This window comes from Rhizobium sp. 18055, from assembly GCF_902706285.1.
Lineage (GTDB): Bacteria > Pseudomonadota > Alphaproteobacteria > Rhizobiales > Rhizobiaceae > Rhizobium.
Genome location: NZ_CACSKD010000003.1, coordinates 244,771 through 264,761 on the forward strand (window position 1 = coordinate 244,771; position 19,991 = coordinate 264,761).

The 19,991-nt window shown below is 61.3% G+C and carries 26 protein-coding genes; 18 read left to right on the forward strand and 8 right to left on the reverse strand.

The genetic code is table 11. The features are described from left to right. Positions 1-4 precede the first annotated feature (4 nt). Positions 5-415 carry a peptide-methionine (R)-S-oxide reductase MsrB gene (msrB, locus tag GVL52_RS07405; RefSeq protein WP_160005379.1) on the reverse strand — a complete coding sequence of 137 codons (411 nt, stop codon included), beginning with the start codon at positions 413-415 and terminating at the stop codon, positions 5-7. Positions 416-450: 35 nt separating this feature from the next. Between msrB and GVL52_RS07410 the strand changes: the two genes are divergently transcribed. Next, on the forward strand, positions 451-996 hold the full coding sequence (locus tag GVL52_RS07410) for a hypothetical protein (RefSeq protein WP_160005381.1): 546 nt from the start codon (positions 451-453) through the stop codon (positions 994-996). A gap of 77 nt (positions 997-1,073) precedes the next feature. Here the strand turns inward: GVL52_RS07410 and GVL52_RS07415 are convergent, their stop codons facing one another. From GVL52_RS07415 to GVL52_RS07425, 3 genes are all read right to left on the reverse strand, one after another. Beyond that, on the reverse strand, positions 1,074-1,529 hold the full coding sequence (locus GVL52_RS07415; RefSeq protein WP_160005383.1) for a hypothetical protein: 456 nt from the start codon (positions 1,527-1,529) through the stop codon (positions 1,074-1,076). Between the two features lie 487 nt (positions 1,530-2,016). Then, positions 2,017-2,316, reverse strand: coding sequence for a type II toxin-antitoxin system RelE/ParE family toxin (locus GVL52_RS07420; RefSeq protein WP_160005888.1), 300 nt, complete (start codon positions 2,314-2,316; stop codon positions 2,017-2,019). 4 nt (positions 2,317-2,320) lie between these two features. Continuing rightward, a complete protein-coding gene (locus GVL52_RS07425) occupies positions 2,321-2,572 on the reverse strand; it encodes a type II toxin-antitoxin system ParD family antitoxin (RefSeq protein WP_160005385.1) in 252 nt (83 codons plus the stop codon). A 495-nt stretch (positions 2,573-3,067) separates the two neighbouring features. Here GVL52_RS07425 and GVL52_RS07430 point away from each other — a divergent pair, with 495 nt between their 5' ends. The 12 genes from GVL52_RS07430 to GVL52_RS07485 all read left to right on the forward strand — a co-directional run bounded on the left by GVL52_RS07430 (position 3,068) and on the right by GVL52_RS07485 (position 12,612). Next, positions 3,068-3,283, forward strand: a complete 216-nt coding sequence (locus GVL52_RS07430) for a hypothetical protein (protein ID WP_160005890.1) — start codon at positions 3,068-3,070, stop codon at positions 3,281-3,283. Positions 3,284-3,396: 113 nt separating this feature from the next. Next, positions 3,397-5,775, forward strand: coding sequence for a putative monovalent cation/H+ antiporter subunit A (locus tag GVL52_RS07435; RefSeq protein ID WP_160005387.1), 2,379 nt, complete (start codon positions 3,397-3,399; stop codon positions 5,773-5,775). Next, the gene (locus GVL52_RS07440) at positions 5,772-6,191 is read left to right on the forward strand and encodes a Na(+)/H(+) antiporter subunit B (protein WP_160005389.1); all 420 of its coding nucleotides are present in this window, start codon (positions 5,772-5,774) and stop codon (positions 6,189-6,191) included. Before GVL52_RS07435 ends, GVL52_RS07440 begins: the two co-directional genes overlap by 4 nt. After that, on the forward strand, positions 6,191-6,568 hold the full coding sequence (locus GVL52_RS07445; protein ID WP_160005392.1) for a Na+/H+ antiporter subunit C: 378 nt from the start codon (positions 6,191-6,193) through the stop codon (positions 6,566-6,568). Before GVL52_RS07440 ends, GVL52_RS07445 begins: the two co-directional genes overlap by 1 nt. A 2-nt stretch (positions 6,569-6,570) precedes the next feature. Beyond that, positions 6,571-8,130 (forward strand): Na+/H+ antiporter subunit D, encoded by a 1,560-nt coding sequence (locus GVL52_RS07450; RefSeq protein ID WP_160005394.1) that lies wholly within the window; start codon positions 6,571-6,573, stop codon positions 8,128-8,130. Next, entirely contained in the window at positions 8,127-8,600 is a 474-nt protein-coding gene (locus GVL52_RS07455; RefSeq protein ID WP_160005396.1) for a Na+/H+ antiporter subunit E, read from the forward strand. Before GVL52_RS07450 ends, GVL52_RS07455 begins: the two co-directional genes overlap by 4 nt. Beyond that, positions 8,597-9,010 carry a cation:proton antiporter gene (locus GVL52_RS07460; protein ID WP_160005398.1) on the forward strand — a complete coding sequence of 138 codons (414 nt, stop codon included), beginning with the start codon at positions 8,597-8,599 and terminating at the stop codon, positions 9,008-9,010. Before GVL52_RS07455 ends, GVL52_RS07460 begins: the two co-directional genes overlap by 4 nt. Beyond that, a complete protein-coding gene (mnhG, locus tag GVL52_RS07465) occupies positions 9,007-9,339 on the forward strand; it encodes a monovalent cation/H(+) antiporter subunit G (RefSeq protein ID WP_160005400.1) in 333 nt (110 codons plus the stop codon). The genes GVL52_RS07460 and mnhG overlap by 4 nt, the downstream gene beginning before the upstream one ends. 442 nt (positions 9,340-9,781) lie before the next feature. Further along, entirely contained in the window at positions 9,782-10,213 is a 432-nt protein-coding gene (locus GVL52_RS07470) for a MucR family transcriptional regulator (RefSeq protein ID WP_160005402.1), read from the forward strand. A 214-nt stretch (positions 10,214-10,427) separates the two neighbouring features. Beyond that, a complete protein-coding gene (locus GVL52_RS07475; protein ID WP_160005404.1) occupies positions 10,428-10,862 on the forward strand; it encodes a helix-turn-helix domain-containing protein in 435 nt (144 codons plus the stop codon). Then, on the forward strand, positions 10,855-11,658 hold the full coding sequence (locus tag GVL52_RS07480) for a DUF6456 domain-containing protein (RefSeq protein ID WP_160005406.1): 804 nt from the start codon (positions 10,855-10,857) through the stop codon (positions 11,656-11,658). The genes GVL52_RS07475 and GVL52_RS07480 overlap by 8 nt, the downstream gene beginning before the upstream one ends. A gap of 99 nt (positions 11,659-11,757) precedes the next feature. Next, entirely contained in the window at positions 11,758-12,612 is an 855-nt protein-coding gene (locus GVL52_RS07485) for a class I SAM-dependent methyltransferase (protein ID WP_160005408.1), read from the forward strand. On the opposite strand, the gene GVL52_RS07490 is transcribed toward GVL52_RS07485, so the two are convergent. Then, positions 12,569-12,991 (reverse strand): SufE family protein, encoded by a 423-nt coding sequence (locus GVL52_RS07490; protein WP_160005410.1) that lies wholly within the window; start codon positions 12,989-12,991, stop codon positions 12,569-12,571. The genes GVL52_RS07485 and GVL52_RS07490 overlap by 44 nt on opposite strands. Positions 12,992-13,259: 268 nt before the next feature. Continuing rightward, positions 13,260-13,763 (reverse strand): DUF5330 domain-containing protein, encoded by a 504-nt coding sequence (locus GVL52_RS07495; RefSeq protein WP_160005412.1) that lies wholly within the window; start codon positions 13,761-13,763, stop codon positions 13,260-13,262. A gap of 461 nt (positions 13,764-14,224) precedes the next feature. On the opposite strand from GVL52_RS07495, the gene GVL52_RS07500 reads away from it, so the two are divergent. The 4 genes from GVL52_RS07500 (at position 14,225) to GVL52_RS07515 (ending at position 17,609) form a co-directional block, all read left to right on the forward strand. Further along, positions 14,225-15,772 carry a HAMP domain-containing sensor histidine kinase gene (locus GVL52_RS07500; RefSeq protein WP_244619112.1) on the forward strand — a complete coding sequence of 516 codons (1,548 nt, stop codon included), beginning with the start codon at positions 14,225-14,227 and terminating at the stop codon, positions 15,770-15,772. Further along, positions 15,744-16,709 carry a peptidoglycan-binding domain-containing protein gene (locus GVL52_RS07505; RefSeq protein WP_160005416.1) on the forward strand — a complete coding sequence of 322 codons (966 nt, stop codon included), beginning with the start codon at positions 15,744-15,746 and terminating at the stop codon, positions 16,707-16,709. The genes GVL52_RS07500 and GVL52_RS07505 overlap by 29 nt, the downstream gene beginning before the upstream one ends. A gap of 70 nt (positions 16,710-16,779) precedes the next feature. Further along, a complete protein-coding gene (locus GVL52_RS07510) occupies positions 16,780-17,202 on the forward strand; it encodes a hypothetical protein (RefSeq protein WP_160005418.1) in 423 nt (140 codons plus the stop codon). Positions 17,203-17,252: 50 nt separating this feature from the next. Further along, positions 17,253-17,609, forward strand: a complete 357-nt coding sequence (locus GVL52_RS07515; RefSeq protein ID WP_160005420.1) for a DUF1491 family protein — start codon at positions 17,253-17,255, stop codon at positions 17,607-17,609. A gap of 3 nt (positions 17,610-17,612) precedes the next feature. Here the strand turns inward: GVL52_RS07515 and GVL52_RS07520 are convergent, their stop codons facing one another. After that, complete coding sequence (locus GVL52_RS07520; RefSeq protein WP_200847779.1) at positions 17,613-18,815, reverse strand: DUF2336 domain-containing protein; 1,203 nt, start codon at positions 18,813-18,815, stop codon at positions 17,613-17,615. Between the two features lie 271 nt (positions 18,816-19,086). Continuing rightward, the gene (locus tag GVL52_RS07525; RefSeq protein WP_160005424.1) at positions 19,087-19,293 is read right to left on the reverse strand and encodes a hypothetical protein; all 207 of its coding nucleotides are present in this window, start codon (positions 19,291-19,293) and stop codon (positions 19,087-19,089) included. Between the two features lie 521 nt (positions 19,294-19,814). Between GVL52_RS07525 and GVL52_RS30340 the strand changes: the two genes are divergently transcribed. Next, the gene (locus tag GVL52_RS30340) at positions 19,815-19,985 is read left to right on the forward strand and encodes a hypothetical protein (protein WP_200847780.1); all 171 of its coding nucleotides are present in this window, start codon (positions 19,815-19,817) and stop codon (positions 19,983-19,985) included. Positions 19,986-19,991: the final 6 nt, after the last annotated feature.

Genomic DNA, 19,991 nt, shown 5'->3' on the forward strand with positions numbered 1-19,991 from the left:
GTCATTACTTGCCGGCCTCGAACACCATCGAGTGGCCGTTGATGCAGTAGCGCAGGCCGGTCGGCGGCGGGCCGTCGGGGAAGACGTGGCCAAGATGGGCGTCACAGGTGCCACAGCGGATTTCGGTACGCACCATGCCGTGGGTGGCATCGCGATACTCGGTCACCGCATCGGGAGAGACCGCCTTGAAATAGCTAGGCCAGCCGCAACCGGCATCGAACTTGGTGTCGGAGCGAAACAGCGGCGCATCGCAGCAGACGCAGCTATAAAGCCCGACCTCGGATGAATCCCAGTAAGGGCCGGTGAAGGCTCGCTCGGTGCCATGCTGGCGCGTGATGCGATACTGCTCAGGCGTCAGCTGTTCCTTCCACTCGGCATCGGTCTTCTGAACCTTGGCGATCGTCGTGTCGGCCATGGATATGCTCCTTTCGCGCCTTGGAGTGCGTGTTTTTGATTTTCCTCGACAATGTGGTGCGGATCGGTGGATCGATCAAGGGAGAGGCGGGTAAAGATCAGGCCGCACAGCACGCGCCAAGCGCCGAAAATCCGATGCCGTGCCGTGCTGGGGGATGCCCCGTTGACAGCAGCGGCAGCGATGGCGCGATGCCGAAATGCAGGCGTTCCGCACGGGACACGGATCGCTCAGGACAGCCTGAAATCGCTGATGTCGCGGAAGTCCCGATTGGCGTGACGGTTGTTTTCCCGAATTTTGCGATTCCGGCAAGGTCCGGTGTTGGCGTGAAGCGGGCGAGGCGGCTCGACTGCTTTCGGCCCGAAGCGGTCATTGAACATGATCTGCGACGGTTAGATTTGAGCCATGGGAAAACTGCACAAGCAATTACGATCTTTCTGGGCACATTCGGGCTGATCGTCGGTGGCTGGCTTAGGTATGAACTCGTAGGCCCTATTGGAGTGTTGGTATTCACACCGCTTGGCGCTCTGGCTGGATCGATTTTGAACATCCTCAACTGGCGACTACTTTATTATCTAAATTGAGGGCTTGTGGCGCAGAGCAGCCACCACCCCCACCCAAAGGGAAAACTCGTTTCTGAGAAGGCCTTGACGCCGTAGTTTCAGAGTCCCCGCTCCTCGAAGTGATTTGACATGATTTGTAGGTACTCATGACACTTGTTGAGGTCTGGGTAAAAATCCGCGGTAGTTCTTACCTCACCGCGATCGCTAATCACGATTGCACATTTTTTCATACTAGCTTCTGTCGGTATCAAAATTGCAGGATTTCTGAAAAACATCCAAGCTCGTTGAACGTTGAGACATTGATCGAGTAGGGCCGCTTGTCCCATTCCAAGAAATTGCTGCCACTCCTTGCGAGCGGCCTCTTCAGCTAGCGCTCTGATCTCCTCATAGGAAATTTGAGCGGATATATCTTTTTGATAAACCATGGATGGATTCTTTGGATTCCCAGCCAGAGTGAAGTTGAGGTCGCACACTCCCGCATAATATGGGCAATATTTTTTTGCTGCAAATTCAATAAAAGCGATTTTGTTGCGTGTGAAGGGATTTACCAGCATTCACGCTTGGTACCACGTTGTTTCCGCCAGAAACGGAAGGAACGCGATATTTCTGCACGGCCAACTGCCCGTTGACATTGAGGTCCCAGGACAGGGTTTCGGGACCGTCAGGTGTATAGACCTTGACCTCGGTCGGCTCACACGACACCGTTCCTAGCGACACCTCTTGCCCAAACTTAAGGTCACGGGCAAAGGCACGCCGCCACCACGTTTGCATCCTCGGTTGACATCGACGCTTAGGACTCGGACCGAGTCCGTTTTCGCGGTGATTTGCAGCTCCCAAAAATTCATATTCGGGTCATTTGGGACTTTCCGGGCCGATAGCACTTCGGCGCTTACAGACCCAACCCCGGAAAGAAGTGTCAAGATTGCTAGTGCGAGCCTCATCTTACTCCCGATGTTGCGCTCAGAAACACAACCATGGATGTTTATCAGGCTTTTGAAAATGAAAATTTTTGAGTTAGCAACCGCCTCTACGGCTTACTCATCACCCAAAGTCCTGCGGTTTGATGTCCTGGGCGCCATGCATGACGCGGAGAATGACCACACGGTCATGATATGAGCGGTAATAGATGCAGCGCTGGCGATACGGGAAGCCGCGCAAACCCTCCAGGATGTGGTCACGCGGAGAACCGGTGAAATCGGTTTCCGCAATCCAGGCAATCTTGGCGGTGAGGTCGGCCAGGAACTCCTGCGCGTAATGGGGGCTGCTCTCAGCGATATAGCGCCGAATCCCCCGCAGATCTTGGACAGCGAGGGGCGCGATGATTAAGCGTTTCGGGTTGATGGTCTTAGCCTTCCTTCATGACGTCTTGCAGGAGATCCGCGCCGTTGGCGTACTCCTCACCATGGCCTGCCTCAATCTCAGCATCGGCTGCCATGATGTCATGGCGCAAGGCCTGCATCTTGATTTCATAGTCGGCGAGCATTCGGATTCCGGCGCGCACTGCCTCGGTTTCCGTACCAAAACGGCCGTTCTTGACGAGGTCGGAGAGAATCCCGTCGTAGTTGTCGCCCAATGAAAACGTCTTTGCTCGCGCCATATGTTTAGCTCCTTTGTCCCATCTTATGCATAAAGCCAATACTTTTACAATATTTTTGCTGACAGTCCTCTTTGAATGCAGGTTGCAGTCATGCAACCCTGCCTGACCGGCGAGGTCGGGGGTAGCAAGGGCAAAGGTATCAGGCGGCGGGCGCACAAGCGCAGCGCCTCGGGAGACCGCCCCCTTGCCCGCGCGAGGGGCAACGCCCCTTAGAGTACGAAGCTCAAGTGGCTGATTGATTTCAAAATCTCTCCTGCCCAATAGCTCATTCCACAATGGGTGGTTATCTGATCGACATCCGCTTCCGGCGCAAGCCGGCCATCGCTGTCTCTCAGCCGAGATCACTCGTATTGGCGCCGGCGTCGAAAAACCGATCAACCCACCGCGCCGCCGTCAGCCGGTCGGATCGATACGGCCCTACGCACAATGGATGTCTCCACGTCGCCCCACGTATCGCCTATGATCGATGAAATTCAAGCATCGGGGGGTGCGATAATGATGGAATCCGCCGCCGTCAGCGCATATTGCGCGATTTCAAGTGCATTCATACTGGTCACGCTGCTGGAGGGTTGGGCCGCGCGTGGTGGCTGGACGCTGCTTCGCGTCGCCGGTCTTGCCGCCGGCCCGGTCTGGCCGTTGTTGCTCTGCGTTTTTCTGTTGCACGGCCTGCTCGCCCCGCGGCGCAAGCCGCTTCTGGCCCGTTCCCGCTAAGAAACACCGGCTTCGGCCGATCAACGCTTGAGGTGCCGGCCGTCTTCTCCTAAACCCTATGAGCGCATCTGATTTGCTTCGGATTTGCAACGTCTTGGTGGTGGGGAGAGTGTATGGCCGATGGCACGGCATTGACGTTTGCGGCCCTGTGCATGCCGTTTCTCGGGGCTGTTCTTGCGCCGTTTCTTGTCCGCGCCTTCGGGGCCCATGCCGCCTGGCTTCTGGCGCTGGCGCCGCTTCTGGCCTTTGCCCACTTCGCCAGCCTGTTGCCGATGGTCGCCGATGGTCAGGTCATCCGTGGCGGCTATGCCTGGGTGCCGAGCCTCAATCTCGACTTTGCCTGGCTGCTCGACGGCCTTTCCGTCACCTTCGCATTGTTGATCACCGGCATCGGTGCGCTGGTCGTGCTTTATGCCGGCGGCTATCTCAAGGGCCATCCCGATCTCGGCCGCTTCTTCTCCTTCATCTTCCTGTTCATGGGGTCGATGCTCGGTCTTGTCGTCTCCGACAATTTCCTGATGCTGTTCGTCTTCTGGGAGCTGACCTCGATCACCTCCTTCCTGCTGATCGGCTTCGATCACCGCCGCGAGGCCTCGCGGCGCGCTGCCCTGCAGGCGCTTGTCGTCACCGGCGGCGGCGGTCTGCTGTTGCTGGCCGGCCTGCTGTTGATCTGGAGCACGACAGGCGCCACCCAGCTTTCGGTGTTGCTGCAATCCGGCGACCTGCTGCGCGCCAATCCCTATTACCTGCCGATCCTGGTCCTGGTGCTCGGCGGCGCCTTCACCAAGTCGGCGCAGTATCCGTTCCATTTCTGGCTTCCCAACGCCATGGAAGCGCCGACGCCGGTTTCCGCCTACCTGCACTCCGCCACCATGGTGAAGGCAGGTGTCTACCTCCTGATGCGCCTCAACCCGGCGATGGGCGGCACGGCCGCCTGGGAAACCATCCTGCCGCTGTTCGGCGGGGTCACGCTGATCGTCGGCACGCTGCTGGCGGTGCGCCAGACCGACCTGAAGCTGAAGCTCGCCTACACCACCGTCTCCTCGCTCGGCCTCCTGGTGCTGCTGACAGGTTTCGGCTCGCCCTATGCCATCGAGGCGGCGGTGCTTTATCTGGTGGCCCATTCGCTGTTCAAGGGCGCGCTGTTCATGGTCGCCGGCATCATCGATCACGAGACCGGCACCCGCGACATCACCCGCCTGCGTGGCCTGCGCACAGCCATGCCGCTGACCTTTGCCGCAGCCCTTGCCGCCGCCATCTCGATGGGCGGCCTGCCGCCGTTCTTCGGCTTCCTCGCCAAGGAGGAGATCTACGCCGCACTCGCCCATGGCGACCTGCGCTCGATCATCTTCACCGCCGTCGCCATCCTCGGCAACGCGCTTATGTTTGCAATCGGCTTTGCCGTGGCGCTGAAACCCTTCCTCGGCGCTCCGGTCGAAACCCCGAAGCATCCGCACGAGGCGCCGCCGCTGCTCTGGATCGGCCCGGTCGTGCTGGCGCTGCTCGGCCTTGTCGGCGCGCTGTTTTCATTGACGGCGCATCACTATATCTCCTCGGCGATGGCGTCGGCCGTGCGCGGATCGGCAACCGAGATCGAGATCACGCTGGCCCCGCATGTCGGCGTGCCGCTGCTGCTGTCGCTGATCACCGCGGCGCTCGGCATCGCAGTCTATTGGCAGCTCGACCGGGCACGCACGCTGATGTCGGCTGTCCTGCGCAGGCTCGGCCCCGGGCCCGACCACGGCTTCGACCACGCCATCTCCGGCCTCGTCCGTCTCTCGGTCCGCATCACCCGCGTGCTGCAGCCCGGCCGGCTGGAGATCTACATCACCTGCACCTTCCTCTGCGTCGCCGCCATGCTGCTTGTGCCGCTCTGGCTGTTCGGCGAATGGCCATCGCTGCCGGCCTGGCCTGACGGCGTGCAGATCCACGAATGGGCGGTGTTCCTGCTGGCCGTCGTTGGCCTCGTCGCCGTGGTCATCGCCCGCGACCGGCTGACGGCGATCGTCTCGCTCGGCATCCAGGGCTTTGCGGTCGCGCTGATCTTCCTGCTGTTCGGCGCGCCGGATCTCTCCTTCACCCAGTTCATGGTGGAAACGCTCTCGGTCGTCATCCTGGCGCTGGTGATGACCCGCCTCAAGCTGTCGCCCACCGATCCGCGCCCGCTCAGCCAGATGCTGCTCGACGGCACCATCGCGCTCGCCTGCGGCACCGGCTTCGCGCTGTTGCTGATGAAGGCGACGCAGGTGCCGTTCAACACCACGTTGACGGATTTCTTCAACACCTATTCGAAGACCATCGCCCATGGCGCCAATGTCGTGAACGTCATCATCGTCGATTTCCGCGGCACCGACACCCTCGGCGAGATCGCTGTCGTCGCCATGACCGGCCTTGCCATTCTGGCGCTGATCAGGGTCCGGGCGCGCACAGAGCGCAAGCTGGCCGACAATGATCCGAATGCGCCGGACGATCTCGGGGTGGAACGCCCATGAACACGCTGATCTTCCGCACCATTTCCCCTGTCATCACCGCGCTGATGCTGCTGTTTTCGGTGTTCGTGCTGCTGCGCGGCCACAACGAGCCGGGCGGCGGTTTCATCGGCGGGCTGATCGCGGCGTCCGCCTTGGCGATCTTCGGCATCGCCCGCGGCACCGCTGCCGTGCGCCACGCCATCGTCTTTCATCCGCTGTCGATCGCCGGCGCCGGGCTGCTGATGTCCTGCATCGCCGGCCTGATCTCGATCCTGTTTGCCGTGCCGTTCATGACCGGCCTCTGGATCTACCCCGAGATCGCCGGTGTCGAAGTGCCGCTCTCCAGCGTCATGCTGTTCGATATCGGCGTCTATCTCGTCGTCGTCGGCGCCATCACCTCGATCGCGCTGGCGCTCGAGGAAAGGGAGGTCGAATAATGGAGCCGTTGTTCGCCATTCTGGTCGGCCTGTTCTTCACCACGGCCATCTACCTGATGCTGTCGAAATTCTCGATCCGCATCATGCTCGGCGTCGCCATCCTCGGCAATGCCGTCAACCTGTTGCTGTTCACCGCCGGCCGCCTGACCCGCGAGGTGCCGCCGATCATCCCGGCCAATCTCGACACGCTGCCCGCAGGCACCGCCAATCCGCTGCCGCAGGCGCTGATCCTGACGGCGATCGTCATCTCCTTCTCCTTCCTCGCCTTCCTGCTGGTGTTGACCTATCGCGCCTATCAGGACATCGGCACCGACAACACCGACGAGATGCGCGTCGCCGAACCCGACGAACCGCCGTCGCCGCCGTTGGGATATTAGACATGGCCGCTCCGACCGAAAAAATCGCCGACCTGTCCGCGGCCCTCGTCACCGCGCCGGTGCCGATCGCCCACTGGCTGGTCATCGCCCCGGTGGTGCTCTGCATCACCCTTGGCGCCGTTCTGCTGATGGCCCGCAGTTCCGTGCGGCTGCAGGCCTGGATCGCCATTCCGGGTCTGGCTTTGCTGGTGCTCATCGATGCCGCGCTGCTGCTGAAGGTCATGGCCGAGGGGCCGCTCACCATGGTCATGGGCCGCTGGCTGCCGCCGTTCGGCATTGCCTTTACCGTCGATATCCTCAGCGCCGCCATGGCGTTGACCGCCGCGGTCGTCGCCCTTGCCGGCGGCATCTATGCCCTTGCCGATATCGGCGATGGCGGTCGCCGCTACGGCTTCTTCCCGTTTTTGCTGATGCTGATGGCCGGCGTCACCGGCGCCTTCCTGACCGGCGATGTCTTCAACCTCTATGTCTGGTTCGAAGTGCTGCTGATCTCCTCCTTCGGCCTGCTGATCCTCGGCTCCGAGCGAGAGCAGATCGACGGCGCGATGAAATACGCCGTGCTGAACCTGATCGGCACCACCCTGTTCCTGATCGCCGTCGGCCTGCTCTATGCCATCTTCGGCACGCTCAACATGGCCGATATCGCAACCAAGGCCGGCGCGCTCGGCGACAGCGCGCCGCTGATGACGCTGGCAGCGCTGTTCCTGCTGGCCTTTGCGATGAAGGCTGCAGCATTCCCGGTCAATTTCTGGCTGCCGGCCAGTTATCACACGCCGCGCATCGTCGTCTCGGCGCTGTTTGCCGGCCTGCTCACCAAGGTCGGCGTCTACGCGCTGATCCGCGTCCTCGTCATGCTGCTGCCGCTGGAGCGCGAAGCGCTCAGCCTGCTGATCGCAACCGCCGGCGCGCTCACCGTCGTGCTTGGCGCGTTGGGCGCGCTGGCGCAGGATGATATCCGCAAGCTGCTCGGCTACACCGTCATCTCAGGGATCGGCAACATGCTGATCGGCGTGGCGCTCGGCACCACGGGGGCGCTGTCGGGCACGGTGTTCTACGCCATCCATTCGATGCTGCTGATGACCGCGCTCTATCTGACGGCGGGGCAGGTGGCCTTCCTCGGCGGCAGCTTCTCGCTGACCCGGCTTGGCGGCCTCTACCGTCGCAACGGCCTGTTTGCGGCGATCTCGCTCATGCTGTTCTTCGCCGCCTGCGGCCTGCCGCCGTTCTCCGGCTTCTGGCCGAAGCTCATTCTGGTCAAGGCATCGCTCGATGTCGGCGCCTGGTGGCTGGCAGCGGCTGTTCTCATCGGCGGCTTCATCACCACCATCTGCTTCGGCCGCGTCTTTTTGCTCGCCTACTGGCGCCCGGCCACCGAAAGCGCCGAGACCTTTGTTGCCACCAGCTGGCGGGCGATGCTGCCGCTGTCGATCCTGTCAGCCCTGGTGCTCGGCTTCGGTATCCTGCCGGAGCGGCTGCTGGCCCTGACACAGGCCGTCGCCGTCCAGCTGACGGACCCCAATCCCTATATCCTGTCGGTCTTCCCGGGAGGCGTCGCACCATGAAGGGCCTGCTTCTCAATCTGCTGCTCGCCATCGCCTGGGCCGCCGTCAGCGGCAGCGTCTCGGCCCACAATCTCGTGCTCGGCTTCGCACTCGGGGCGCTGGCCCTGTTCGTCGTCCGCGAGCCCTATGGCAGCAGGGTCTATCTCGGCCGGTTGTTCGCCATCCTGTCGCTGGCGCTGCTGTTCCTGAAGGAACTCGCCATGTCGGCGGCCAAGGTGGCGATCACCGTTCTCAGCCCCGACATGAAGCTGAAGCCCGGCATCTTCGCCTTTCCGCTGACCGTCGATCGCGATTTCGAGATCACCCTGCTCGCCAACCTGATCACCCTGACGCCGGGAACCCTGTCGGTCGACGTCTCCGACGACCGCAGGACGCTCTACGTCCACGCGCTCGATTGCGGCGATCCGGATGCGGCACGGCGCGACATCGCCAATGGCTTCGAACGCAAGATCCTGGAGGCCTTCCGATGATCTCGCCGGACGCCATCGTCTCCACCGCCGCCTCCGCCGCGCTGGTCATTCTCGCCGTAACATTCCTGCTGGCCGGTTGGCGGGTGATCGCAGGCCCGACGCTGCCCGATCGCATCCTGGCGCTCGACACGCTGTCGGGTACCGCCATCGGCTTCATCGCCGTCATCGCGGTCAAAACAGGCTTTGCGCTCTATATCGATATCGCCATCTCGCTCGGTCTGGTCGGGTTCCTCGCCACCGTCGCCTTCGCCCGCTTCGTCATGTCGCGCGGTATCGCGCCGCGGCCCGCCGGAGCCACGTTGCCGCAGGCAGGGAAAAGAAACCTATCCGCCACGAAAAAGCCCGATGCTGCAGCCAAGGGGAGCGCGGAGGCCAATACTGGACGCAAAGCGAGGAAGGGCAAGAAATGATAGACTATATCGTCGCCATCATCGTTGCGGCTCTCTTGCTGCTGGGCTCGCTGTTTGCCTTTGTGGCAGCGCTCGGCATCCTCAGGTTGCCGGATCTCTATACGCGCATGCATGCCGCGTCCAAGGCCGGAACGGTCGGCTCCGGTTTGCTTTTGTTTGCGGCGGGAATCGAATCAGGCGAGGTTGCTGTGTTTGCGCGAGCGCTTGCCGGTTTTGTTTTTTTTATACTGACGGCACCTGTCGCCGCCCACTTGCTTGCCAGAGCGGCACACTCCACAGGTTATCGCCTCGGGCCGGCATCGACGCGCGACGATCTTCTTGAAAGGTAAGAGTGCTTCCATTTCAGTATTTTAAGCAGTTTTTTGCAGTTTTAAGCAGCTTCGCTGATGATTAATGTTTCCCTCCGGCCCTACTAATTCTTTGGATATGCGCGGTTTTTGCCGGATATATATGAAATATTAATTGGCGTTTTCGCAAAACGGTGATAATTGATGGTCAAGTAGAGTTCTGATATTGAGTTAGAATCACATTGCTTAATTCCTCGGTCGCTTTGACTTTCATTGTTTAATTGAGGACAAAACGTGCATGTGGACGTACTAATTTGAGATCAGGCAGTATAAGAACGGGTTTCGGCCTCAGGAATCTAGGGGTGGATTTCAGTTTTTCGAGACATGTAGCCGCAGACTGAGTTTTTTGCTGTTCGCTCTACGATAGCGGTCGCGGACCAAGGGGTCCGAGACCTTTTGAGCATGCAAACAGGAGAAACGAAATATGACGGATACTGCAGCCGGTAGCGGTCCGGAATTGCTGGTGGAGCTTACCGCAGATATTGTCGCAGCCTATGTCAGCAACCATGTCGTTCCGGTTGGCGATCTCGCCAATTTGATTTCAGACGTGCACTCCGCCCTTAGCAACACGTCCACGCCGCAGCCAGCAATGGCTGTCGTTGAAAAGCAGAAGCCAGCTGTGTCTGTGCGCAAGTCCGTCCAGGACGAGCAGATCACTTGCCTTGAATGTGGTGGCAATTTCAAATCACTCAAGCGCCACCTGATGACGCACCACAGCCTTTCGCCGGAAGAATACCGCGAAAAATGGGATCTGCCGGTTGACTACCCGATGGTCGCCCCTGCCTATGCCGAGGCGCGTTCGCGCCTTGCCAAGGAAATGGGCCTCGGTCAGCGCCGCAAGCGCAGTCGTGCCTGATAGTTTTTTGGATTTCACGATCACGATCAGCCGGGCGAAAGCCCGGCTTTTTTGATGCCTGATGGTGATCGAAGGAGGAAAATAATCCCAATTATTTTCACCGCCGGTTAAAATTCGTGAGTGAAATCAGCCGAAATTCGATCTGGGGCGCTTTCACTTATCCCCGTTCCTGTGTAGCGTTTATGAATTAATTCCTATTCATAGGAGTATTCATATGCCGATCGGACATTTTTACCCGCCCAGCGCTGCAAATCCGCCCCTGCCTTCGCTCCATCAGGAGCAAGCGCCGGTCTCCGACGCCGATCGCCCGCCATCGGCAATTCCGGCCGTCCGCTCCGTCTGCCGGATCTGCACCGAGGTGACGACGGAGATGGTGATGATCGCCGGCCATCGCGTCCAGATGCGCCGCGACCGCAGGCGAACCCTTTGCCATGTTCGCCAGATCGCCATGTATGTCTGCCACGTCGCGCTGCAGATTCCGATCCTGGAGATCGGCGTCGCCTTCGGCCGCGACCGCACCACGGTCAGCCATGCCTGCCATGTGGTCGAGGACCGCCGTGATGACCCTGCCTACGACGAGTTCGTCGCCGCCGTCGAGCGCACCGTCAACTCCATCTTCCGCTCCAATGGAGGCGCTGGCCATGAGTAAGGCATCCCGATCGAAGCCGATGGTCCGGCTGCTGACGTTCTTGATGCGCGGCGATGGCAGGCAGGCAGCAGGCGCGGACGGCATTGTCTGCCTGCATCTTGCAGACGGCGCAACCTGCAATCTTCCTGCAGCCTTGATCACCGAGGCTCTGGCAACCGGACTGATCGATGGCGACGCCGGCCTGCTCCGTCTTTGCCCCGAGGCGCGGTCCTATCTGCGCCGCGCCGCAGCCGAGAAGGACGAGGAATTCCTCGAGCAGCATGCCACGATCGAACAGGCTGTCAGGGATATAGAGGGCACGCCGCAGCGTCTGCGGGTCAACAGGGACGAATCGCCGCTGGCAAGCCTGGCACGCCTGAAGGACAGGGACGGTCATCCCTTCATGCCGGAGGCGGCCATCATCTCGGGCGAGAGACTGCATGCGGATTTCACCCGCGGCCAGTTGCAGCCACGCGTCACCGCCTCATGGGAGCCGCGGCTGGCAAGCCGCGCCAACGGGTCGCGCGGCGGCATGGCGGATCTCGCCGACAGCGCCATGGCGGCGCGCCTCGCCGTCAACCGCGCCCTGGAGGCGCTCGGGCCCGAACTCTCCGGCGTCGCGCTCGATGTCTGCTGTTTCATGAAGGGTCTGGAAGTGGTCGAGCGCGAACGCCAGTGGCCGGTACGCTCGGCAAAGCTGATGCTGCGCACAGCACTTCTGGCGCTGTCGCGCCATTACCATCCACAGACCCCATCCCGCCGCCCGCGCATCGAGCACTGGGGCACCCAGGATTACCGGCCGGAGCTCTATTCCTGAAATAGTCAGCGCCCGGACCGGCAGGCTGGTTGTCACGCGCCGTGGATATGCTGCTCACGACGAATCGACCCTCGAGGCAAACAGATGGGAGCGAGGACCATGACCACCTCCACGAGCCGGCATAATGATGTGATCGTAGACTTTCAAAGCAAACGCGGAGAGAGCTCCGCGGCGTTCTTTCTGCCATTCTTGTCTCCCGGCATGCGGTTGCTCGATGCTGGGTGTGGTCCCGGAACGATCACCGCTGCTTTTTGCGGCGCCGTGGGTCAGGTGGTCGGCATTGACATCGAGCCGAAGGCGATCACGGCGGCGCGGCAACTGACGGGCGACGGCGCATCTGCAAATTTAAGGTTTGAAGTAGCCGACATGATGTCTCTGCCGTTCGGACCGCAGGAGTTCGACGCTGTGTTCTTTCATGCGGTTCTCTACCATCAACCGCCTGAGGCGATAGAACGTGCGCTCGCCGAGGCGCGGCGTGTGCTGAAGCCGGATGGTTTGATTGCCACGCGCGATGCCGATGTTGGGGGCAACATCCTGTACCCGGATACCGCTGGACTACATCTGGCGCTCGACCTCTGGCAGAGATGGTACGAACATTCAAATGCCGAAGCGCTGCAGTTTGGCCGCCGTCAAGGCGTCGTCCTGCGGGCCAATGGCTTCGATCCTATCTGGAGCGGTGCGAGCTACGTCAACCATAGCGCCGATGCAGCAGCGCGCCGTGACACCACGCGCGATGCAATTGCAAGTTTGCGGGGATTGAGCAGCGGTCTCGTGGCCAAGGCACTTGCGGAGGCAGCAGAGGTCGAAACCGCAATCGACGCATGGAGGCAATGGGGAGAAGTTCCCGATTCCGTCTATCTGCGTTGCCGTTGCGAATGCGTTGCACGCAAACTCGCGGCTGATAGCGATGTTACGCCGCGACCCGCACGCGCGCTTCCTCGCGGATGCGGTTGACCATCGAGCGCAGGCCGTTGGAGCGTTGTGCCGAAAGGTTTTCCACCAGGCCGATCTTGCCGAACACCTCCAGCGCGTCGAGCGCGGTGATCGCGGCGGCGGTCTTGCCGGAATAGGCGGCAAGCACGATGGCCACCAGCCCGCGCACGATATGCGCGTCGGAATCGCCTTCGAAGGTCATGACAGGATTGTCGGCATTGCCATCGGTATGCGTCACCAGCCACACCTGGCTGGCGCAGCCCATCACCTTGTTGGCCGCGGTCTTCTTTTCCTCGGCCAGATCAGGCAGCGCCTTTCCAAGCTCGATCACATAGCGATAGCGATCTTCCCAATCGTCGAGGAAGGTGAAATCGTCGATGATCTGATCGAGGGACGTCATGGAAATGGCCTTTCGTTGTCATCCGATCATATAGGTGAACTGCCCGAAGATTTGAACCGTTAAAAAAGAAACGCCGCGAAGGATGGGCATCCTCGCGGCGCAGCAAATGCTGAAGAATAAACAGGGCAGGCACGTCAGGCACAGGGCGCAGCCAGGAGGCCGTCAGCCGGTGCAAGCTTGGGGCGGGGGTGTCCCCGCGAATTCGCTGGAGCAGTTCCGGAAAAAGTGTGAAGCGGTTTGCCGTCCGGGACTGCGTGAAAGAACAGAGTTAGGTGGCCGGCCGTGGGGTCGGCAGAGGGATGGTGCCGGTCGTGACGTGGTCGGCCGACATATCGCTGCCGTCATCGACAGGCGGGCGGTAAGGCATCGGCTGGTTCAGCGCCACGCTGCGCTCTTCATGCGCCTCTTGGGTGGCTGCAACAGCCGTCTCGGCCGGCGCCAGGCCGACAGTGGGCTTGGCTGTTGCTGTGGAGGCGACGTTGGCGCTCTTGCCACTGCCGAACTTGCTGTCGAGCAGTTCGAAGGCAACCAGCGCGCCGCTGCGGGCCCGCTGGCCGAGCACCGCCATCGTATCGGCGCCCTTGGCGCAGACCTCAGGCTTCTCGCCGCACAGCCCGCTCACATAGTCATAGGCGCCGGTGACGGCGACGAAGGCGTCGGAAATCTGCAATGTCGATCCGGTGGCCGTGTCCGTCGGGCGCTCGCCGCTGAAGAACGACAAGGCGACGAGTACCAGCCCGCACCAGATTGATCCTTTGATTAGAAACCACATAGTCGTTGCCCATCCTGTTTTCCCGCTCGGTCTTGTTGCCGAATCAGGCCCGTTTTCCGGTGTGACTTCACCCTAGACGGAACATGCAAATGCCGGTTTTCGAAACTCGTCGGCATTTGCGGCAAATTTAGTTCAAATTTTAATCGAAGGCGGATCGGACGCATTTCAGTCGAATTGTAGCCATTGGCGTTAAGCATGCCATGGTCTGCCTCCTGTAATTGCAGGGTTTCCGTCTGATGCACTTGCCACAACCGTTAACACTATGGCGAAATATGAGCGAAATCCGTCGCTTACTCGCTGTTAACCGTAAAAAACAAAGGCGCTTTCCGATGCCCCAAAACGGGACTTTTCGCGCTTTCCGGCTGTGCACCGGCGGTTTCCCTTATTCTTTCTTTAAGCGCCCGGGGCCTATTGTTAGGGCACTTAGAGAGCCTTCTTGGGGCAGGTATTGCGTGCTGGTATTGAGTAAAATTGTGGATCGGGCGACAGCCCTCGTAGACCGGGCAGCGGATCGCTGGCTCTCCCGGACGGGGGGAAGTGCTTCGGTGCGTCAGCGCGAGCTGATGATCCTGCGCCGGCTTGCGCTGCTGTCGTCGGCAGCCCTGGTGGCTGCCCCCGTTGCTCTCTCCTTCGTTACCAGCCCGGCCGTGGCTTTGCCCGCCGGTGTCGCCGCCGTCTTCGCCGGCTTCCTGTTTTCGGCCGTCGGCAGCATCGCCTTGTCGCGCCAGAGCATCACCACCTCGGGCGTCGCCACCCAGTCCGCCGAAGAATTCTTCATGGAAGCCTCGGCCGGCCTTATCCTGTTTCTCGACCCGCAGGGCCTCGTCACCAATGTCGGCGGCCGCGACAAGCGCGACTATCTCGTCTGGATGCGCACCCCTGATGGCAAGGGCCTGATCGACCAGATCCATATTTCCGACCGTATCCTCTTCCTGCAGGCGCTGGATCAGCTACGCCAGGGCGACGATCAGGCAACGGTCGATCTCCGGCTCGAGCGTCCGGCTGTCTCACCTGAAAATCGCCAGTTCGCGCATCTCAGAACCGATCTCACCGCCCGCCGCGACAGCGATGGCGCGCTGCTCAGCGTCGTCGCCCAGCTCCGCGATGTCTCGGTCGAACACCAGCTGCGCGTCGAAGCGCAGAACCATGCGGTCGAGGCACAGTCGGCAAACGATGCCAAGTCGCGCTTCCTCGCCGCCGTCAGCCACGAGTTGCGCACGCCGCTGAACGCCATTCTCGGCTTCTCCGATATCCTGCTCGGCGAGTATTTCGGCAAGCTCGCCAATGAGCGCCAACGCGAATATGTCAGCCTGGTGCGCGATTCCGGCGGTCATCTGCTGTCTGTGGTCAACACCATGCTCGACATGAGCAAGATCGAGGCCGGCCGCTACGAGCTGATGCTCGAGCCCTTCGACATATCAACCGTCGTCCGCTCCTGCGAGGCGATGCTCGGGCTGCAGGCCAAGACCAAGGGCGTGTCGCTGACCAGCCGCATCCAGCGCGGCCTTGACGAGGTCGTCGCCGATCAGCGTGCCATCCAGCAGATCCTCATCAATCTGGTCGGCAACGCCGTCAAGTTCACCGATGCCGGCGGCGCCATCTCGCTCGACGCATCGGTGCGTGACGGCATCCTCAAGCTCTGCGTCAGCGATACCGGCATCGGCATTCCGGCCGACAAGCTGCAGCTGCTCGGCCAGCCTTTCCTTCAGATCCAGAATGACTACACCCGCCGCTTTGAAGGCACCGGCCTCGGCCTGTCGCTGGTCAAGGGCCTTGTCGCCCTGCATGGCGGCGACTTCGCCATCGCCAGCACGCCCGGCGCCGGCACGATCATCACCATTTCGATTGCAGCCGATGGCTCCGGTGTTCCTGAGGTCGGCGTTGAAAACAACAATCCGGTCGAATTTCCGCCGCGACTGAGGACGTCGCCGGCCACGGCCGGGACACTGGAAGCAGGCAACTTGGAAGAGGGGCTTTTCGATGGCCGCGAGCAAGCGAAAATCGCCTAAGGGAAGAAAGGGCCGGCAGAAGCCGGGCCTCGTTCTCACAGGGGCTACCGTCGTCGGCGGTCTGGGTCTGCAGGGCGCAACCATGCTCGGCGGCGTGCTCGCGCGCAATCCGTCGATCACAGGCGGCAGCGTCGCCTTTCTCGTCATCTTCTCCTTCGTCGCCGCCAATGCGCTCTGGTATCAGCCGGGCGTCCATCCGCATCCCTTCCTGCGCACCCGTGATGCGCTGTTTCCGAGCGCCCTGATCGGTCGCCCGCCGGCGGAAGAACACACCGGCGAGGTCACCACCTTCAAGATCGAGCGTCAGGACGATGCCGGTGGCGCTGAAACCACCAATGCCGTCCCACCGGCTGCAGCCCCCGGCCAGCCGGCCAACCAGCTGGTCATGGATATCCAGACCGAACTCGTCCGCCGCGGCCTCTATAACGGCGCCCCGGATGGCGTGATCGGCCCGCGCACCAGTGCGGCGATCCTGTTTTTCGAAGAGACCGTCGGCATGCCGCAGAGTGGCGATGCCACGCCCGAAGTGCTGGCCGCGCTGAAGACCGATTCCGTCGGCCCCTCGACCATTCCGTCGGAACGCCCGCGCGAGGACGTGTCCTCCAAGGCGTCTGCCGAAGACCCTGTGGCCGCTGCCATCCGCAGCGCCGAAAGGACCGTCAAGACGGCACCGACACCGATTTCGCTGAAGCAGACGCCAGCCACCCAGGCCTCTGGCAAGCCTGCGCCATCGACAACGCTCAGCAGCGTCGATCTGGTGTTGAAGATCCAGCAGGGTCTGGTCAACATGGCCTATACCAATGTCGGCATCGATGGCGTCGTCGGCGAACAGACCCGCGTCGCCATCCGCCACTTCCAGAAGCATTACAATCTTCCGGAGAATGGCGAGCCGAGCGAAGCCGTGCTGAAGAAGCTCAAGGACATCGGCGCGCTCTGAGCGCCCGACGCTCAGACACAATTATGACGTGAATCACCGCGACAAAATCACCTGCTCACAGGGGGTAAACATGCCGCGCTTGACCATGCCGACTGCCGCCATCATCGCCGCATTTCACCTCCAGGCATCCGCCTGCGCTGCCGAAGAGACAAAGCCTTTCGGGTTCAAGCTTCGCTATGCCGTGGTGTTGGATGGCGCCGAGCCGTTCAAGGGTGAGGTGACCTGCTGGACCAATCAGGAGTGCGTCATCGTCGATCACAAGCAACCCGACATCAGGCTGAAGCTTCCCCGCACGGATAGCGTGGGTTCCTATCGGGCGTTATATGTCGATTGCCAGCCCCGAAACTGTGTACTCTGGCCGGAGCGACCGGTGATCTCTCCACGGCAGGAACCGCAGCTCAACACAATCCAGTTGTCTGAAGGCGAAAGCCCGAGCCAGAATGCCGTCGCCCTTAGCAGACGCAGGATAGGCGACATCTTTATCGCCTATTGAAGCCCAGCCGCCGCGTTGCGGGAGCCAGTTTACCGGTCTATACCGCGAGCATGAGATTACGCACCGACATCTTCGTTTCAGCCCTGCTGCGCCGCGTCTTCGCCAAGGGCGATTTTGCCGCTGTCGAGAAGAAGGGGGCCGAGCAGGCCGGGGCGATCTTCATCCGCCAGCATTTTCGCGACGGCCTGGAGACGCTCTATGGCCCGGCGCCGCAGAGTTTTTTCGACGAGGAACAGACCGGCGAACGGCTGTTCGAGGTCCGGCTGCAGCGCCAGGATGCCGACGCGATCAGGCAGATGCTCGATCGCGAGCGAAAATTCGATCCCGATCTGTGGATCGTCGAACTGGAAGCCGATGATGTCGGCGATATCGTTCCCGTCACCGTCGAGCGGAAAAACCCGCTCTGAACCTTACCTGGAGCGGCCGACCAGCCGCATGGCGCGGGCCGGTGGCTGGTGCACGGCGCGGGCATGTGACGTCTGGGCCGGCGCTGCCGGTGCCTGCTCCGGCAGATAGGTGTAGCTGTCGGCGCGGCGCCAGGATTCGACGCGCGCCTGGCACTCTTCCGCGTCCAGCGCATCGAGCACCATCCAGGCGCGGGTGACGCTGTGCTGGGCTTCGCCGAGATGCGGATAGAGCTTTTCCAGGACGAACACCGCGTCGGAAAAATCCATGCCGATGCTGGTCAGCGTTGTCGCCATCTGCTGGCCGGACATGTCGAGCATGATCCGTTCGGACAGCCAGCGGCTTGCCGACAGCGTATCGGCAAGCGTGGTCGAAAATGCCTGTGCCTCGCGGCTGCGGGCAAAGCGCACCAGCAATGCCGATTGCAGCGTCGATAGCGTCCTGAGGCCGAGGCGGTCGGTCTCGTCGCGGCCGAGATGGCGCGCCAGCCCCTTGATGGTGTCGCGCACCTCTTCCTCGCGGCCGCCGCCTGTCACGGGAGTCTCGGCGGGCTCTGCCGGGCCTAGCGGATGCGTCGGAAGGATCGCCGGTTGTTCGGCAGCGGTGGCTGGCGTCTCGGCAGTGGTGGCGGGCTCTGCCGGTAAGACAGCAATCGTCTCTACGAATGCGGATGCAGGAGCCACCGTGACCGGTTCGGCCACCACAGGAATAGGCTCGGGGACTGCCATCGCGACCTCGGCGATTGCAGCAGGCACCTCTGGCATATCAGCGGCGACAATCACCTCGGCAACAGCGGTCTCTGGCTCGGCTTGCGCGGGCACCGATACGGGCTCGGCCACCTCTGTCTGCCACTTCGGCGCGGCGTGACGCAGGCCGACCAGCACGTCGATGACGCGCGGCGACAACGTATCGCGGCTGACGATGGCGCGCATATGGTCGATGCCCTGCATCCGGGCAACCGCAATCAGCGTGTCGTCGTCGATCGCGGGGGAGGAGGTGAGAAACGGCGCGGCAATGGCGATCGGCTGGCAGCCGATGAACAGCGCCACGGCCTGGGGAATCTGGCCGCATTGAGACAGCGCCGCCACGGCCTGGCGCTTGGCTTCATCGGAGGAGGCGACGAACAGCGGTGTGAACAATTCGGCGAACTGGCGAAGCTCCGATCGGGTCGGAGGCTGCAATCCCTCGAAGCTGCTCACTGTCGCCATGAGAACCACGTCCTTCTTCCGGCTCGCGGATGGGGCCTCTAGGTCTCGAAACCGGTCACGCACAAAAACACACCCTGAAAAGCTAGAGGGATGCCGCTGGCCTGGACGCGCTTGGGAGAAAGACGCCTTTACCACATACGGGATATGAACAAATCCTACAGCGACACGGTTAACCGTTGCTGAAGATTTGAGACAAACTGTCCCGAAATGGCGCTGCGCAGCTCCGCCCGGCAGTGCCCCCGGCCGGAGCTATGACGTGATGTGTGAAGGACTATAGCGCCCGGTGCCCGCGCAGCGCCGACAGCAGCTTTTCAGCATCGTCGTGCCCGCACTGATAGAGATCCAGCGCCGTGGACGCCGCAACCTGCGCTTTCGAACTCTTGATATCGACGCGTGTCTCGGCGCACCAGGCGTCGAGCGCGTTGCGCAGGATATCGAGATCCTCAGGAGAAAATGTCGAACCAATCATCAGAGACATGTGTCTGCCCACCCTGGCTAACCATCAGACCCAACATGCGGTCGGCCGCGTTTGCCCTGCAGCCGATGACGCGACCTTAGCGCGATCACGGCGAACTGCAATTAATATTTTTGTGATGCAAAAATGCCACAAATGCATAGCAGCCGGCCCGAAATGCGGGCCATCCGGTAACCATATGATTTAATGCTAAAATTTAAACGGACGATCGGCGAAAAAACTTTCTCGCGCCGCCTGAAACCAAACCACCGAACCCAGCGTTTATAAGAGGTCGCTACAGCGGCAAATCATGTCTCGAAAATTAGCATTCTGTTAACTGTCATCTGTCTCAATTCGGGAAGGAACACGCGCCCGGCACTCGGTCGCCAGTTATCCGCATCACGGTATTGTTCACAATATGCCGTGAGAAAGGCGCGAATGACCCGATGGCCATCTGTTTGGCATGAGGGATGCGCCGGTCCGCGCAGGCGGGCAGGGTGAGATCTTGGACCTTCATCCGTCTCGGGCAGTGCAGGGAGACGACAATGGCAATAGTCATCGCATTGGCAGATCGTCTATCTCAGACGCCAAGCCGCAAGGAAAGATCACCTGTCGAAGCGCAGATCCTGCTCTTCACGGGCGTGCGCTACGAACGTCTCGGCGAACCCGTCAAGCCGGTCGTGACGCGCCGTGCCACGCGCACCAAGAGCAAATAGTCGAGC

What these genes read in the sequence shown, in the direction of transcription:
- GVL52_RS07450 (WP_160005394.1), top strand. Translation starts at nt 6,571, where the DNA reads ATGGCCGCTCCGACCGAAAAAATCGCCGACCTGTCCGCGGCCCTCGTC.
- GVL52_RS07485 (WP_160005408.1), top strand. Translation starts at nt 11,758, where the DNA reads ATGACCACCTCCACGAGCCGGCATAATGATGTGATCGTAGACTTTCAA.
- GVL52_RS07460 (WP_160005398.1), top strand. Translation starts at nt 8,597, where the DNA reads ATGATCTCGCCGGACGCCATCGTCTCCACCGCCGCCTCCGCCGCGCTG.
- GVL52_RS07490 (WP_160005410.1), bottom strand. Translation starts at nt 12,991, where the DNA reads ATGACGTCCCTCGATCAGATCATCGACGATTTCACCTTCCTCGACGAT.
- msrB (WP_160005379.1), bottom strand. Translation starts at nt 415, where the DNA reads ATGGCCGACACGACGATCGCCAAGGTTCAGAAGACCGATGCCGAGTGG.
- GVL52_RS07520 (WP_200847779.1), bottom strand. Translation starts at nt 18,815, where the DNA reads ATGGCGACAGTGAGCAGCTTCGAGGGATTGCAGCCTCCGACCCGATCG.
- GVL52_RS07510 (WP_160005418.1), top strand. Translation starts at nt 16,780, where the DNA reads ATGCCGCGCTTGACCATGCCGACTGCCGCCATCATCGCCGCATTTCAC.
- GVL52_RS07455 (WP_160005396.1), top strand. Translation starts at nt 8,127, where the DNA reads ATGAAGGGCCTGCTTCTCAATCTGCTGCTCGCCATCGCCTGGGCCGCC.
- GVL52_RS07475 (WP_160005404.1), top strand. Translation starts at nt 10,428, where the DNA reads ATGCCGATCGGACATTTTTACCCGCCCAGCGCTGCAAATCCGCCCCTG.
- GVL52_RS07440 (WP_160005389.1), top strand. Translation starts at nt 5,772, where the DNA reads ATGAACACGCTGATCTTCCGCACCATTTCCCCTGTCATCACCGCGCTG.
- mnhG (WP_160005400.1), top strand. Translation starts at nt 9,007, where the DNA reads ATGATAGACTATATCGTCGCCATCATCGTTGCGGCTCTCTTGCTGCTG.
- GVL52_RS07480 (WP_160005406.1), top strand. Translation starts at nt 10,855, where the DNA reads ATGAGTAAGGCATCCCGATCGAAGCCGATGGTCCGGCTGCTGACGTTC.
- GVL52_RS07445 (WP_160005392.1), top strand. Translation starts at nt 6,191, where the DNA reads ATGGAGCCGTTGTTCGCCATTCTGGTCGGCCTGTTCTTCACCACGGCC.
- GVL52_RS07515 (WP_160005420.1), top strand. Translation starts at nt 17,253, where the DNA reads ATGAGATTACGCACCGACATCTTCGTTTCAGCCCTGCTGCGCCGCGTC.
- GVL52_RS30340 (WP_200847780.1), top strand. Translation starts at nt 19,815, where the DNA reads ATGGCAATAGTCATCGCATTGGCAGATCGTCTATCTCAGACGCCAAGC.
- GVL52_RS07495 (WP_160005412.1), bottom strand. Translation starts at nt 13,763, where the DNA reads ATGTGGTTTCTAATCAAAGGATCAATCTGGTGCGGGCTGGTACTCGTC.
- GVL52_RS07505 (WP_160005416.1), top strand. Translation starts at nt 15,744, where the DNA reads ATGGCCGCGAGCAAGCGAAAATCGCCTAAGGGAAGAAAGGGCCGGCAG.
- GVL52_RS07435 (WP_160005387.1), top strand. Translation starts at nt 3,397, where the DNA reads ATGGCCGATGGCACGGCATTGACGTTTGCGGCCCTGTGCATGCCGTTT.
- GVL52_RS07425 (WP_160005385.1), bottom strand. Translation starts at nt 2,572, where the DNA reads ATGGCGCGAGCAAAGACGTTTTCATTGGGCGACAACTACGACGGGATT.
- GVL52_RS07525 (WP_160005424.1), bottom strand. Translation starts at nt 19,293, where the DNA reads ATGTCTCTGATGATTGGTTCGACATTTTCTCCTGAGGATCTCGATATC.
- GVL52_RS07430 (WP_160005890.1), top strand. Translation starts at nt 3,068, where the DNA reads ATGATGGAATCCGCCGCCGTCAGCGCATATTGCGCGATTTCAAGTGCA.
- GVL52_RS07415 (WP_160005383.1), bottom strand. Translation starts at nt 1,529, where the DNA reads ATGCTGGTAAATCCCTTCACACGCAACAAAATCGCTTTTATTGAATTT.
- GVL52_RS07470 (WP_160005402.1), top strand. Translation starts at nt 9,782, where the DNA reads ATGACGGATACTGCAGCCGGTAGCGGTCCGGAATTGCTGGTGGAGCTT.